General features: G+C 72.0%; 12 protein-coding genes. 7 read left to right on the forward strand and 5 right to left on the reverse strand.

The window, feature by feature from the left end; genetic code table 11:
* Positions 1-14: 14 nt before the first annotated feature.
* On the forward strand, positions 15-863 hold the full coding sequence (locus tag ACOZ35_RS12420) for a DUF6293 family protein (RefSeq protein ID WP_424013873.1): 849 nt from the start codon (positions 15-17) through the stop codon (positions 861-863).
* Between the two features lie 326 nt (positions 864-1,189).
* On the opposite strand, the gene ACOZ35_RS12425 is transcribed toward ACOZ35_RS12420, so the two are convergent.
* A complete protein-coding gene (locus ACOZ35_RS12425; protein ID WP_424013874.1) occupies positions 1,190-2,236 on the reverse strand; it encodes a transcription initiation factor IIB in 1,047 nt (348 codons plus the stop codon).
* A 163-nt stretch (positions 2,237-2,399) separates the two neighbouring features.
* Between ACOZ35_RS12425 and ACOZ35_RS12430 the strand changes: the two genes are divergently transcribed.
* Positions 2,400-2,921, forward strand: a complete 522-nt coding sequence (locus ACOZ35_RS12430; protein ID WP_424013875.1) for a hypothetical protein — start codon at positions 2,400-2,402, stop codon at positions 2,919-2,921.
* A 24-nt stretch (positions 2,922-2,945) separates the two neighbouring features.
* Here ACOZ35_RS12430 and ACOZ35_RS12435 read toward each other — a convergent pair whose 3' ends face one another.
* Positions 2,946-3,785 (reverse strand): ParA family protein, encoded by an 840-nt coding sequence (locus tag ACOZ35_RS12435; protein ID WP_424013876.1) that lies wholly within the window; start codon positions 3,783-3,785, stop codon positions 2,946-2,948.
* Between the two features lie 75 nt (positions 3,786-3,860).
* On the reverse strand, positions 3,861-4,292 hold the full coding sequence (locus tag ACOZ35_RS12440) for an HIT domain-containing protein (protein WP_424013877.1): 432 nt from the start codon (positions 4,290-4,292) through the stop codon (positions 3,861-3,863).
* A gap of 115 nt (positions 4,293-4,407) precedes the next feature.
* Here ACOZ35_RS12440 and ACOZ35_RS12445 point away from each other — a divergent pair, with 115 nt between their 5' ends.
* From ACOZ35_RS12445 to ACOZ35_RS12460, 4 genes are all read left to right on the forward strand, one after another.
* Positions 4,408-4,710: a DUF7091 family protein gene (locus ACOZ35_RS12445; protein WP_424013878.1), complete on the forward strand. Its 303-nt coding sequence runs from the start codon at positions 4,408-4,410 to the stop codon at positions 4,708-4,710.
* A gap of 82 nt (positions 4,711-4,792) precedes the next feature.
* A complete protein-coding gene (locus ACOZ35_RS12450; RefSeq protein WP_424013879.1) occupies positions 4,793-5,983 on the forward strand; it encodes a hypothetical protein in 1,191 nt (396 codons plus the stop codon).
* A 127-nt stretch (positions 5,984-6,110) separates the two neighbouring features.
* Entirely contained in the window at positions 6,111-8,039 is a 1,929-nt protein-coding gene (locus ACOZ35_RS12455; protein WP_424013880.1) for an ABC transporter substrate-binding protein, read from the forward strand.
* Positions 8,036-8,902, forward strand: coding sequence for a phosphatase PAP2 family protein (locus ACOZ35_RS12460; RefSeq protein ID WP_424013881.1), 867 nt, complete (start codon positions 8,036-8,038; stop codon positions 8,900-8,902). Before ACOZ35_RS12455 ends, ACOZ35_RS12460 begins: the two co-directional genes overlap by 4 nt.
* A gap of 24 nt (positions 8,903-8,926) precedes the next feature.
* Here ACOZ35_RS12460 and ACOZ35_RS12465 read toward each other — a convergent pair whose 3' ends face one another.
* On the reverse strand, positions 8,927-9,586 hold the full coding sequence (locus ACOZ35_RS12465) for a DsbA family oxidoreductase (protein WP_424013882.1): 660 nt from the start codon (positions 9,584-9,586) through the stop codon (positions 8,927-8,929).
* Between the two features lie 125 nt (positions 9,587-9,711).
* On the opposite strand from ACOZ35_RS12465, the gene thiD reads away from it, so the two are divergent.
* Positions 9,712-10,560, forward strand: coding sequence for a bifunctional hydroxymethylpyrimidine kinase/phosphomethylpyrimidine kinase (gene thiD, locus ACOZ35_RS12470; protein WP_424013883.1), 849 nt, complete (start codon positions 9,712-9,714; stop codon positions 10,558-10,560).
* A gap of 399 nt (positions 10,561-10,959) precedes the next feature.
* On the opposite strand, the gene ACOZ35_RS12475 is transcribed toward thiD, so the two are convergent.
* Complete coding sequence (locus tag ACOZ35_RS12475; RefSeq protein ID WP_424013884.1) at positions 10,960-11,757, reverse strand: ZIP family metal transporter; 798 nt, start codon at positions 11,755-11,757, stop codon at positions 10,960-10,962.
* Positions 11,758-11,849: the final 92 nt, after the last annotated feature.

Raw genomic sequence — 11,849 nt, forward strand, 5'->3', positions numbered from 1 at the left:
CTGACAACGAGGGTATGGACACCTCGGTCCCCAGCGTCGCCGAACGCCGCGTCCACGTGGTCCCGCTCGGCCACGAGCGCGACCGGATCGTCGAACCCCTCCGCCGCCACGGCGCCGACGTCGCGTACCTCCTCGTCGACGCCCCCGACCGCGAGGGGGCCCGCGGCGACGTGGACTTCGAGGCCGCGAGCGCCCCGGATCCGGACGCTACCCGCGTCGACCCCGACGGGCTCACCGACTACCAGCGCGACGCGTGGACGACCGTCGCCGAGTTCGCCGACGTCCGGCCGATCCCCGTCGCGCTCGCGGACGTGTACGACGCCCTCGGCGTGACGACGACGGTCGCCGCCCGCCACCAGGCGAGCGCGGCGGACGGCGACCGCCTCTTCGGCAACGTCTCAACGGGCCCGCGGATCGCCGCGGTCGGCGTCGCGCTAGCTTGTATGATCGTCGGCGCGCGCCCGTACAGCGTCGAGCCCGAGCGCCACCGCCACGACCGGCGCGAGGAGCCGCTCACGGAGGGCGTCGAGCGCACCGTCGACCTCCCGATTTACCCGATGGACGCGCCGACGACGGATCAGGTTGCGGTCCTCGGTCGCCTGCGCGAGCGGACCGACGAGAACCACACCACGGACAAGTGGAACCTGATCGAGTGGGCGCGCGAGCGCGACCTCACGTTCCTCCGCGAGGCGGGCGAGAGCCGGACCGCGAAGTACCGCGCCTTAGAGACGCACGTCCTCTCGCCGCTGCGCGACCGCGGCTACGTCGAACTGGAGGACGTCGGCCGCTCCGACACCGTGCGGCTCACGGAGACCGGCCGCCGCGTCTTCTTCGCGTTCAAACACAAGATAGGGGGCCGGTAACGGAGCGCTCTCGAGGAAACGGTCGAGACGCAAATCGCGACACGTCCGATTCGACCGAATTGTTCGGTCCATCCGTACTATCAATAGCTAACGTAGAATTATCCCCCGAACCTCGATTCAGATGCGTGACGCCCGCCGGGCGGTCGGGGCGCCCTCCCTGCCCTCCACACCGCCTGTCCGCTATCAGCTCCCGGTCGCCGCGGCTCCCTCTCGCGGCGACCGGTCGTCGCCGTCGGCTTCCGCCCGGCGACGACCCGCGCTGACGCCGCCGCGCCCGCCCGACGGATCGTCACGGCCGACGGCTCTCCCGTCGGTGTTTCTCCGATTCACTCCTCCGTCAGGTCGACGTACGTCCGCCGGACGGTCACCGGCGTCACGTCGGCCACGTCGGCGGCCTCCTGCTGGGTACACTCCGCGTCGAGCTCGCGGGCCGCGGTGTAGAGGCAGGCGGCCGCGACCCCGACCGGGTTGCGGCCGTTCGCGATCCCCTCCTCGACGGCGCGCTCGGCCAGCTCGCCCGCCCGGCGCTCGACGGCGGGGTCGCAGCCGAGGTCGCTGGCGAACCGCGGGAGGTACTCCGCGGGGCCACTCGGCGCGATCGGGAGGCCGAGCTCGCGGTTCATCGCGTCGAAGGCGGCCTGGTGCTCCTCCTCCGTCGCCTTCGCCTCGGCGCACACCTCGCCGACGGTGCGGGCCACGTCGGCGGTCCGGCAGGCGACGTAGACGCAGGCGGCCGCGAACCCCTCCAGCGAGCGCCCGCGGAGCAGGCTCTCCTCTTGCGCGGAGTCGAACAGCGCGCAGGCGGCGTCGCGGACGCTGTCGGGCAGCCCCATGATGCCGGTGAGCCGCCGGATCTCGGTGTAGGCGTACACCTTGTTTCGGTCGCGCTTCGTCGAGATCTGCGCGCGGTTGTGCTGGGTCCGCATCCGGGCGAGCCGCCGGCGCTTGCGGCCCTTCACCTTCGTCGACCGCCCGATCTCCGTCGAGAGCCCGCGGTCGTGTCGGGAACGCGTCAGGGGGGCGCCGGTCCGCTTCGGATTCGTGTCGTCGTCGTCGAACGACCGCCACTCGGGGCCGTGGTCGATCCGGTCGGCCTCGACGACGAGCCCGCAGTCGGCGCAGACGCGCTCCGCGCCGTCGACGCGCGTGCGACCGCCGCACTCGGGACACGTCTCGCGGTCGCCGGTCTCCTCGGCGGCCGCCGGTGTCTCGGACTCCTCGGCCGCGGAGGAGCGATCCGTCGCGGCGCGCTCTGCGGTCGCGGCGCGGTCGGCGGTCGCGGTGCGGTCTGTCGTTGCTGCGCGATCCGTCGTCGCGGCGTCGTCGGTCTCGGTCCGGGGCGAACGAACGCGGGTCGAGCGTGCGTCACTCATCACACGTCGAACTCCGGCCCGATGCCTTACTTAAACCCGGGCGGATCGGCGGTCGATCGGCCGGATCGCGCCGCTCCAACCGACCGGTTATCGGTCGGTGATCGGACGGTCGAGGGCGCCGCAGTACGGTGGTTTTAACCCTCCGCCCGAGCCATCTGTTCGCATGACGCTGTCGGAGATCGCGGCCGGGGTCGAGGTGACCTCGCGCCAGCGCGATCGGGGGGTCGCGCTCGCGGACGACACGGAGACGCCGCTCGTCGACCGCCTGTCGGATCACGCCGAGTCGCTCCCGTGCACGCCCGAGGCAACCGCCACGCTCGTCGACGCCTACACCGCCGGACGGAGCGTCGGCGACGCGGCCCGGGAGGCGGGCGTCTCCCCGATGACGGCCGCAAAGGCGCTCCACCGCTGTGGCGTCGCGGGCGTCTGTCCCCTCTCGCCGACCGGACGCGACGTCGTCCGTGACTGGCTCGCGGGCCGGACCGCCCGCAGCGAGGCCGTCGAGCTCACCGGCGGCGACGAGGCCGACTTCGCGCTGGCGACGTACGTCGAGACGCACGACCCGGTCGAGCCCGTCGCGGAGGCGGTCGACGCGCAGGTCGCCGGCTCCGCGCCGCTCGGCGAGGGGCTCGGCGCCGATGACCCCCTCGGCGACGCGCTGGGTTCGGGCGACGGGCTCCGTTGAACGTCTATTTCTCTTCGACCCGGTTCAGGGCGTGAACCGCTCGACGAGCCCCGGATCCGGGAACTCGACGCCGAGCGACGCGTCGAACGCGGTCTCGTAGGCGGCCGCGATCGCCCGCGCGTACGCATCATCTCCCGTCGCCGCTGTCGGCGCGGCCGCCACTTCGGGGTCGGTCGCCGGCACGCGAACGACCCCGGACCCGTCGTCGTCGCGCTCGTTCTCGTCGCCACCGCTTCCGGACCCCGCTCGCTCGACCGCGAGCGTCGCGTCGAGACTCCCGCCGACGTCGGCGATCCGCCCGCGGAGCCGCTGGGCCGCGTCGCGGCCGTGGGCCGTCGCCGGCCTGATCGCGACCGCGCGGTCGACGGTCGTGGCGGCCGCGACCGCCTCGTTCGACCCGACCGGTGCGGCGTCGACGACCACCGCGTCGTACGTCGTCGCCGCCTCGTCGATCCGCCGCTCCAGCTTCCGGCCGGCCTCCGCGGTCTTCGCCCGCGCAACGCGTTCGAAGGGCGCTCTCGCGGGTATTGCGTCGACGCGTCCCGGTAGATCCGGCGCATCGTCTTCGCTCCCATCGCCTCCGCTCCCCCCGCCGAACCCCGACCGCTCGACGCCTGCGCCGGTCCCGGCGACGGGGTAGGCCGCCGCCGACAGCGCCGCGTCCGGATCCTCGGTGAGGAGCGCGGTGAGGTCGGGGTCGATCCGGCCGGGCACGTACTCGGAGAGCCCCTGCGTGGTGAACGCGGCGTCGACGACCGCGACGTCGTCGCCGTCGCGCGCGCCCATCGCCGCCAGTTCGACAGCGGTCCGCGTCGTCCCCGCGCCGCCGGTCGCCCCGACCAGCGCGAGCGTCGTCGCCTGCATGTGCCGCTCTCGCCGGAGGTAGTTCTTAAAAATCGCGAAGCCGAGCGGCGTCGAGGGCCGCGGTTCGGTCGCGGTCTACCCGTCTATCGCGGCCGCGACCTCGTCGGCGACGGCGTCGAGCTCGTCGTCCGAGAGGTCCGGTCGAGCGCCCGCCACCGCGTGGATCGGCGCGCCGCCGTCGCCCTCGAACCGCGGGACGACGTGGACGTGGACGTGCGGGACCTCCTGGCCGGCCGCCTCGCCGTCGTTGACGCCGACGTTGGCGCCGTCGGCGTCGACCGCCTCTTGGATCCGCGGCGTGAGCGACGCGACGGCGTCGAACAGGTCGCTCGCGAGGGCGGCGTCGAGGTCGCCGACGTGCTGCGCGTGCGACTTCGGGATCACCAGCGTGTGCCCGCGCGCGAGGGGGTTCGCGTCGAGGAACGCCAGCACGGCGTCGGTCTCGTAGACGGTGCGCGCCGGGATCTCCCCGGCGACGATCGAACAGAAGATGCAGTCGTCGGACATACCCGAGCGATCGCTCGGGCGTCTCATCAAGGTTTCCCGGGGGGGCGGCGGCACCGCAGGCGACCGCTGCCCGCTCCGCCAACGGACCTATATCCGCTGCGCCGAAACAAGCGGTATGGACGACCGGCTCGAACGCGTCATCCGCCAGCAGCTCCGGAAGGCGGGCAAGCAGTTCGAGGAGGCCAGACGCGCCTACGCGGAGGGGCGCGACGACCCCGAGGGCGACGCGGCCGCGGCGGCCCGGTTCGACCTCCCGACCGACGACGCCGGCGCGGCCCGCATCGTCTGCCGCCGTCACGCGGAGCGCCGGACCGTGCCGGTCGACGCCGAGGGACGCCCCACCTGCTTCGAGTCCGGCCACCCCGACTGCGAGGGGTGCGCCGAGGACGTCCGCGACGGCGTCGTCGAGACGTGGTGACCGCCGCAACCCGCGAGATATTCCGGCGGTAGCGCTGCCTCCCACCCGAACAGGTTTGTTCTCCGGGCCTCTGGTGAGGCGCATGAAACGGATCGCCGTCGTCGTCGCTCTCCTCGTCGTCGTCGGGGTCGGCCTCGTCCTCTCCGGGTTCTTCGCCGGTGTTGCCGAGGAGCCGACGGTCGACGACGTGGCGGACGACAGCCTCATCGAGGTCGACGGCGACTACCGGCTCTGGCCGTACACCAGCCGAACCAGGACCGTCGAGGGACGAACGCTCGCGATCAACGTTCTGTTCCACGCCGACGCCGAGGCGACCCGGGCCGCGATCGAGGGCGACGCGGCGGCGGACTGGCAGAAGACCGACCCCGACGAGGCGGCGGCGACGGCCGGCGACGACCAGATCCGCGAGTTCGTCGGCCGCGACTGGCAGGACGCCCACAGCTCGCTCCGCTACTCGTACGTCGAGGGGCCGACTGGCGGCGTGTGGCTCGCCGAGACGTTCGAGCTCCACGACGGGGCGTACCTCGGGGTCCGCGACCACCTCCGCGCGTACGAGTCGCCCGACGGCGCCTACACCGCGGTCCAGGCCCACGAGGAGTACTACGACTGGTTCCGGCTCCGCCACACCGTCCCCGATATCGACGCGCCCGCGACGCGGCTGGAGGACGAGTTCATCGAGTCGAACCGCGCGAGCGACGTGCGACGTGAGTACCGCGGCATCGACGGCGGCCGCAGCGACGGCTGGCTCTCGGTGATCGAACTGGCGGCGACCGCGGCGCTCGCCGGCGCGCTGCTCCGCCGGCGGACCCGCGAGGCGGCCCTCGACCTCCTCGGCCGACTCCGGACCGACGCGGAGCGACACGCCGCGGCCGCGACGCTGGGGCTCACGCTCGGCGTCGTCCTCGTCGGCGTCCGCTTCGCGGGCGTGACGCTGGAGACGGCGCTCCCCGGCGTGTCGCCGAAGGCGATCGCGGCGCCGCTGTACCTCGTCCTCGCGCTCGGGCTGCCCGCGCTGGTCGTCTGGCGCGCGCCGCGGTCTACCCCCGAGGCGGCCGCGCTGGCCGTCGCCGTCGGGCTCGGCGGCGGCTTCGTCGCCGACTTCGCGGCGCTCGGGGTGGCGGTCCCCCCCGACCTCATCGTCCACCGGGTGGCGCTCCTCGCCGCGCTCGGCGTCGTCGCGATCGGGCGGGCGGCCGCGGACCGACCGGTTGCCGTCGTCGGACTGCTCGCGTGGGCGGTCGGGCTCGCGCTCCCGCTGGCGGACGTGATCTGATGCGGTCGAATCTGATGCGGTCGATCCGGCCGCGTGCGCGGGATCCGTCGCGGCGAGGCGACTCCTCGGCGCGGCGACAGCACAGAAGAGATATATTCGGTGGCGGAAAACAGGTGGAGACGAACGGATGACGCGACCGATCAGTCGACGGACGGCGCTCGCCGGACTCGGCCTCGCGGCCGCCAGCGCCGGCTGTCTCGGTCGTACGGAGAACATCGCCGGACGAGACCTGCACTCGCAGCTGACCCTGGAGATCAACACCACGCCGGCCGACGGCGACCCGAACGGGATCCGGATCGCGAGACAGCTCGAAGAGCACCTGACCGCGGTCGGTATCGACGTCCGACTCAACACGGTCGGGCAGACCGACCTGTGGCGGAAGGTGCTCGTCAACCAGAACTTCGACCTCTACGTCGGGCAGTTCGTGGAGACGGAGCCGTTCGATTCGGACGCGCTGTACGGGCTGACGCACTCGCAGTTCGTCGCGGAGCCGGGGTGGCAGAACCCCTTCGGGCTCACGGAGATCGCGGTCGACGACCTGCTGGAGCGACAGCGCCGAGCGGCCGGGAGCGACCGGTCGGATGCGGTCGACGCGCTTCAGGAGACGGTGTGTGACCTCCAACCCTTCTCCGTCGTCGCGTTCCCCGACGCGCTCACCGCCGTCCAGGGGGCCCGGTTCGCGGGGTGGACCCAGGACCGCCAGCCGGTGTCGGTCACCGGGCTCCTCGGCCTCGACGCCGTCCCCGACGCCGACGCGTCGGGAGCCGGGAACACGACTGACGACAACACGACTGACGGCAACGCGACGGCGGACGACGAAAACACGACCGCCGACAACACGACGGCGGACGGCGCGGACGGCGAGGGTGGTGCCACCCTCCGGCTGGTGACGACCGACGACCGAATCACGGAGAACTGGAACCCGATCGCCGCGGAGTACCGGAAGTACGGCACGTTCACCGGCCTGTTGTACGACCCGCTCGTCCGCACGGACGGCGAGTCGACCGTCCCGTGGCTGGCGGCCGGCTGGGAGCGCCCCGGCGCGAACACCCTCGACGTCTCGCTCCGCGACGCCCGGTGGCACGACGGCGAGCCCGTGACGGCGAGCGACGTCGCGTTCACCTACCGGTTCCTCCGGGACACCTCGCTGGGGAGCGTCGAGACGCCGGTGCCGACGCCGCGGTTCCGCGGGCGGAGCTCCCTCGTCGAAGACGAGCGGGTCCTCGACGACGCGACGGTCCGACTCACGGTGCCCGACGTCAACGAGACGGTCGCCGCGCGGGCGCTCCAGGTGCCGATCCTCCCGGAACACGTCTGGTCCGAGCGGACTAACGCGGCGACGATCGGGGGCTTCGAGTTCGACTTCGAAACGACGGAGGCGGTCGTCTCGAACAACGCCGACCCGGTCGGGAGCGGCCCGCTGCGCTTCGTCGAGGCGACCGCCGGGGAGTCGGTCGTCTTCGAGCGTAACCCCGACCATTTCCTCGTCCGTCCGGCGGCCGACGGCGACTCGGAGAGCTCGGAGGAGACGACTGACCCGCGAGCGGGGATCCCGCCCCGGTACCACGGGAAGCCGGCCTTCGACCGGATCCGGGTCGCGGTGTTGCCGTCGGACATCTCGGCCGTGGAGTCGGTCGCCGAGGGGCTCGCGGACGCGACCGTCTCGAACCTCGGCCCCGAGTCGGTCCCGCGGATCGGCCGCTCGGACGACACGCGGCTCGTGAGCGGCCGGTCGGCGGCGTTCTACCACGTCGGCTACAACGTGCGACGGAGCCCGCTGTCGAACCCCCGATTCCGGGCGATCGTCGCGCGGCTGATCGACAAGTCCGCGATCGTCGAGGACACCTTCGACGGCTACGCGCAGGCGGCGGCCTCCCCGCTCGCGGCGTCGCCGGACGCGGTCCCCGCGTCGCTGGCGTGGACCGACGGGACCGACCCCGTTCACCCGTTCTTCGACGACGAGGGGTCGCTGGACGTCGAGGCCGCTCGCGCGGCGCTGCGGGACATCGGGTATCGCTTCGACGACGAGGGACGGCTGCTCTCCCGGGGGCAATGACGCCGTTCCTGTCCGTCCTCACGTCGGTCGTGGCGTGGGTCGGGGTGATGCTGGCCGTCGCGAGCGTCGCGGTGATCGGTCCCGCCCGGCTCCGCGAGACGTGGAGCGAACTCCGCGACCGGATCTGGGACGTGCGCCGGGTCGTCGCGATCCTCTGTGTCGTGTTGATAGCCAGCGGGATCGGGCGGCCGTCGCTGTTGGGCGTCTCCGAGCTGTTCGGGTTCCAGGCGACGGCGTTCATCTACGCGCTGGAGGGCAACTTCGTCGCGTGGGTACAGGAGACGTTCGCGTCCCCCGCGTTGACTGCCTATTTCTCGTGGGTGTACGTCTACGGCTACGCGTTCCTGCTCTCGTTCCCGGCGGTCGCGTACTTCGCGCTCCCCCGAACCGTGACGCTCAGACGTGTCCTCGTCGCGTACGCGCTCAACTACGCGATCGGGCTGGCGCTGTACACGGCGGTGTTCGCCCACGGCCCACGAAACAGGATACCGGACCTAGTGACGCCGCTGCTCTTCACCAACCAGCCGGAGGTGATGGCGCTGACGAGCGAGGTGAACGTGGCCTCCAACGTCTTTCCGTCGCTTCACACCTCGCTGGCGGTCACCGTGGGGACGTTCGCGGTGTTGACCCGCGAGGAGTACCCGCGGTGGACGCCGGTCGCGGTCCCGCTCTCGCTTTCGGTCGTCGCAGCGACGATGTACCTCGGCATCCACTGGCTCACGGACGTCGTCGCCGGGTTCGCCCTCGCGTTCGGCTGCGTCGCGCTCGCGTACCGGTTCGTTGACCCGCGGGAGGACGCCGTCGAAGCGGGCGACGACGCGGACGAGGCGCGATCGGAGTCCGGCGCCGGCGCGGGCGACTGATCGGCGCTTCCGAGTTCGTCGCCCTCAGACCCCTTCGACGAGCCGTTCGAGCTGCTCCGGTGGGACCGCGCCCCGCGCGGCGTGGCCCTCGTAGGCGAACGTCGGGACGCCGGTGACGCCCTGCCGCCTCGCGGCGTCGAACATGTCGGTGACGCGCCCGCGGAGGTCGTCGTCGCCGAGCGCCTCGTCGACGACGGCGGGGTCGAGCCCGTCGATTTCCGACGCGATGTCGGCGAGCACGTCGCGGTCGCCGATGTCGCGCCCAGCCAGCCAGAGCGCGTCGAAGACGGCCTCGTCGAACGCGAGCCACGCGTCGGGCGCGGTCTCGCGCACGCGGACCGAGACGATCTGCGCGGGCAGCGAGTCGACGTCGGTCGCGAGCTCGAGCTCCATCTCGTCGGCGCCGTACTCCTCTTGAAGCCGGCGGACGTTCTCCCGGGCCTGCTCGTAGTACTCCTCGTCTTTCCCGGTGTCGGCGTCGTGGTCGATCTCGCCGTCCGGCCCGCGCTGGCCCGCGCGGAGGTCGAACGGGTGCCAGTCGATGTCGAGCGGCTCCTCGCGCGTCTCCTGGTAGTTCGCGAGCGACCGCCGCCCGAGGAAGCAGAACGGACAGACGTAGTCGGAGTAGACGGTGATCGCCTCGCTCTCGTCGGCGCCGGTCGCGGCGTCGGAGTCGGTTGCCATGTCCTCGTTACGCCGCGCAGCCGAAAAGGTCGTTCGGCGACGGCAGGCGGCGGTCGGGGGAAGTCAGGGGCGCCGAGCGTGACCGAACCACCACCAATTAATATTACTAAGTTGTACCACCGCGTATGCCCGAGTACGATCCGGTCGACCCGCCGGTCGCGCTGACGATCGCCGGCAGCGACAGCGGCGGCGGGGCGGGGATTCAGGCAGACCTGTCGGCGATGCGCGCGCACGGCGTCTTCGGCGCGTCGGTCGTGACGGCGACGACCGCGCAGCACACTCGCGGCGTCGAGGACGTCCACCCGATCCCGGCCGACCACGTCGCGAGCCAGTACGCGGCGGTCGCCGACGACTTCGACGTGGGCGCGGTCAAGACGGGGATGCTGGCGACCGCCGAGATCGTCGCGCGCGTGACGGAGGCGGTCGCGGACGCCGACGCGCCGCTCGTCGTCGATCCCGTGATGGTCGCGGCGACCGGCGACCGCCTGCTCTCGCCCGCCGCCGAGGACGCCTACGAGGACCTTATCGCGGCCGCGACGCTCGTCACGCCGAACGCCGACGAGGCCGCGGTGTTGACCGGCGAGCCGGTGGAGACCCCGGCCGACGCCGAGGCGGCCGGGCGGGCGCTCGTCGCGCTCGGCGCGGACGCGGCGCTCGTGAAGGGCGGGCACCTCGACGGCGAGTCGGTCGACGAGGGCGTCGTCGTCGACACGCTCGTTCGGGCCGACGGGGCGGGCGGGGGTGAGACAGCGCTGACCGTCGACCGCTTCGAGACGCCCCGGATCGACACCGACGCGACCCACGGCTCCGGCTGCGCGTTATCGAGCGCGATCGCGGCGCGGCTGGCGAGAGGAGAGTCGGTTCCTGAAGCGGTCGGCGTCGCGGTCGAGGAGATGACCGAGGCAGTCCGGCGCGGCTACGACGTGGGGAAGGGCCCGGGCGCGGTCAACCCGACGGCGCTGGGCGAGGAGTAAGCCGTCGAATCGGGTGGCTATTTATAAACCGTCTCCTGCGGATCGGCGGAGAACACCACCAAAGCCCCAGCCGGGAGGGCGGCGCACGCTCGCTGTGCTCCTCACTCGGTCGCTCACTTCGTTCGCTCTCTCGTTGCGGTGCTTACATCGCCTGCGCCGCCCTCCCGGCTGCCCCTTTGAGTCCCGCCCCGCACAGCACCGCAACCGCGCCTCACACCTCCCCAGCCTCGTCGCCGGCGGCTGCGCCGCCGGCTGCCAGAGGCGCGTCGCGCCTCGCTGCCGCTCGCTCCCTTCGGTCGCTCGCGGCCTCCCTCGCGCGTGCGACTCGCGCCCTGCGGGCGCTCGTCGGCACGCGCCACCGCATTTTATTTATAAGTAATCGTCGCTACCATCGTCTCCTTATAAGTACGCCAACGGGATCATCAGCGCGACGCCGAGCGCGACGCCGCCGGCGAGGACCCGCTTGCCGCCGTGCGGGAGGTCGGCGCCCGTTTCGAGCGCCTCGGGGATGAACTCGGTGAGGACGAGGTAGATCATCGCGCCCGCGGCGAAGCCGAAGCCGTACGGGAGGAACTCGCGGGCGTACCGCACGAACGCGAACGCGATCACAGCGCCGATCGGCTGCGGGAGGCTAGAGAAGATTGACCACCACACCATCTTCCACTTCGAGACGCCCATCGCCCGCAGCGGGATCGAGATGGCCGTCCCCTCGGGAACGTTGTGGATCGAGATGGCGACGGTCATGAACACGGCCAAGAGCGGGACCGTGAAGCCGAACAGCGAGGTTCCCCCCGCCAGGCCGAGGTCCGCGAAGGAGACGCCGACCGCGATCCCCTCCGGGAAGCTGTGAACCGTTAATACGCCGAGGATCAGCAGCAGCTTCTTGAAGTCCGCCTCCTCGTACTCCCGCGGGTCGATTTCGGCGTCCATCAGCACCTCGTGCGCGACGACGACGAGGACGACGCCAGCGAGCATCCCGACCCCGATCTCGGTGACCGTTCCCTCAGCGAGCCCCTCTTGTATCAGCCCGAACAGCGACGCCGCGAGCATGATCCCCGACGCGAACCCCCACAGCGCCACGTTCCCGCGGTCGCTGATGGCGTCGAAAAAGAAGAACGGTAGCGCGCCGATCCCGGTCGCCAGCGCCGTGATCAGGCCGGCGACGAAGACGAACGCGTAGGCGTCGAGTGCGACCATTCGTCGGGTGGTCGTACGCCGGTACCGCCCATAACTCCGGCGGGCGCGGTCACCTGCTGAGAACCTCATCCCGGCCGCGCAGTCGGCGAGTT

Source organism: Halorubrum xinjiangense (genome assembly GCF_049604745.1).
GTDB classification, from domain to species: Archaea; Halobacteriota; Halobacteria; order Halobacteriales; family Haloferacaceae; genus Halorubrum; species Halorubrum xinjiangense_A.

Bases quoted from the DNA above. Each gene is read 5' to 3' on its own strand.
- ACOZ35_RS12475 (WP_424013884.1), bottom strand. From the start codon at position 11,757: ATGGTCGCACTCGACGCCTACGCGTTCGTCTTCGTCGCCGGCCTGATC.
- ACOZ35_RS12435 (WP_424013876.1), bottom strand. From the start codon at position 3,785: ATGCAGGCGACGACGCTCGCGCTGGTCGGGGCGACCGGCGGCGCGGGG.
- ACOZ35_RS12420 (WP_424013873.1), top strand. From the start codon at position 15: ATGGACACCTCGGTCCCCAGCGTCGCCGAACGCCGCGTCCACGTGGTC.
- thiD (WP_424013883.1), top strand. From the start codon at position 9,712: ATGCCCGAGTACGATCCGGTCGACCCGCCGGTCGCGCTGACGATCGCC.
- ACOZ35_RS12460 (WP_424013881.1), top strand. From the start codon at position 8,036: ATGACGCCGTTCCTGTCCGTCCTCACGTCGGTCGTGGCGTGGGTCGGG.
- ACOZ35_RS12445 (WP_424013878.1), top strand. From the start codon at position 4,408: ATGGACGACCGGCTCGAACGCGTCATCCGCCAGCAGCTCCGGAAGGCG.
- ACOZ35_RS12440 (WP_424013877.1), bottom strand. From the start codon at position 4,292: ATGTCCGACGACTGCATCTTCTGTTCGATCGTCGCCGGGGAGATCCCG.
- ACOZ35_RS12455 (WP_424013880.1), top strand. From the start codon at position 6,111: ATGACGCGACCGATCAGTCGACGGACGGCGCTCGCCGGACTCGGCCTC.
- ACOZ35_RS12465 (WP_424013882.1), bottom strand. From the start codon at position 9,586: ATGGCAACCGACTCCGACGCCGCGACCGGCGCCGACGAGAGCGAGGCG.
- ACOZ35_RS12450 (WP_424013879.1), top strand. From the start codon at position 4,793: ATGAAACGGATCGCCGTCGTCGTCGCTCTCCTCGTCGTCGTCGGGGTC.
- ACOZ35_RS12425 (WP_424013874.1), bottom strand. From the start codon at position 2,236: ATGAGTGACGCACGCTCGACCCGCGTTCGTTCGCCCCGGACCGAGACC.
- ACOZ35_RS12430 (WP_424013875.1), top strand. From the start codon at position 2,400: ATGACGCTGTCGGAGATCGCGGCCGGGGTCGAGGTGACCTCGCGCCAG.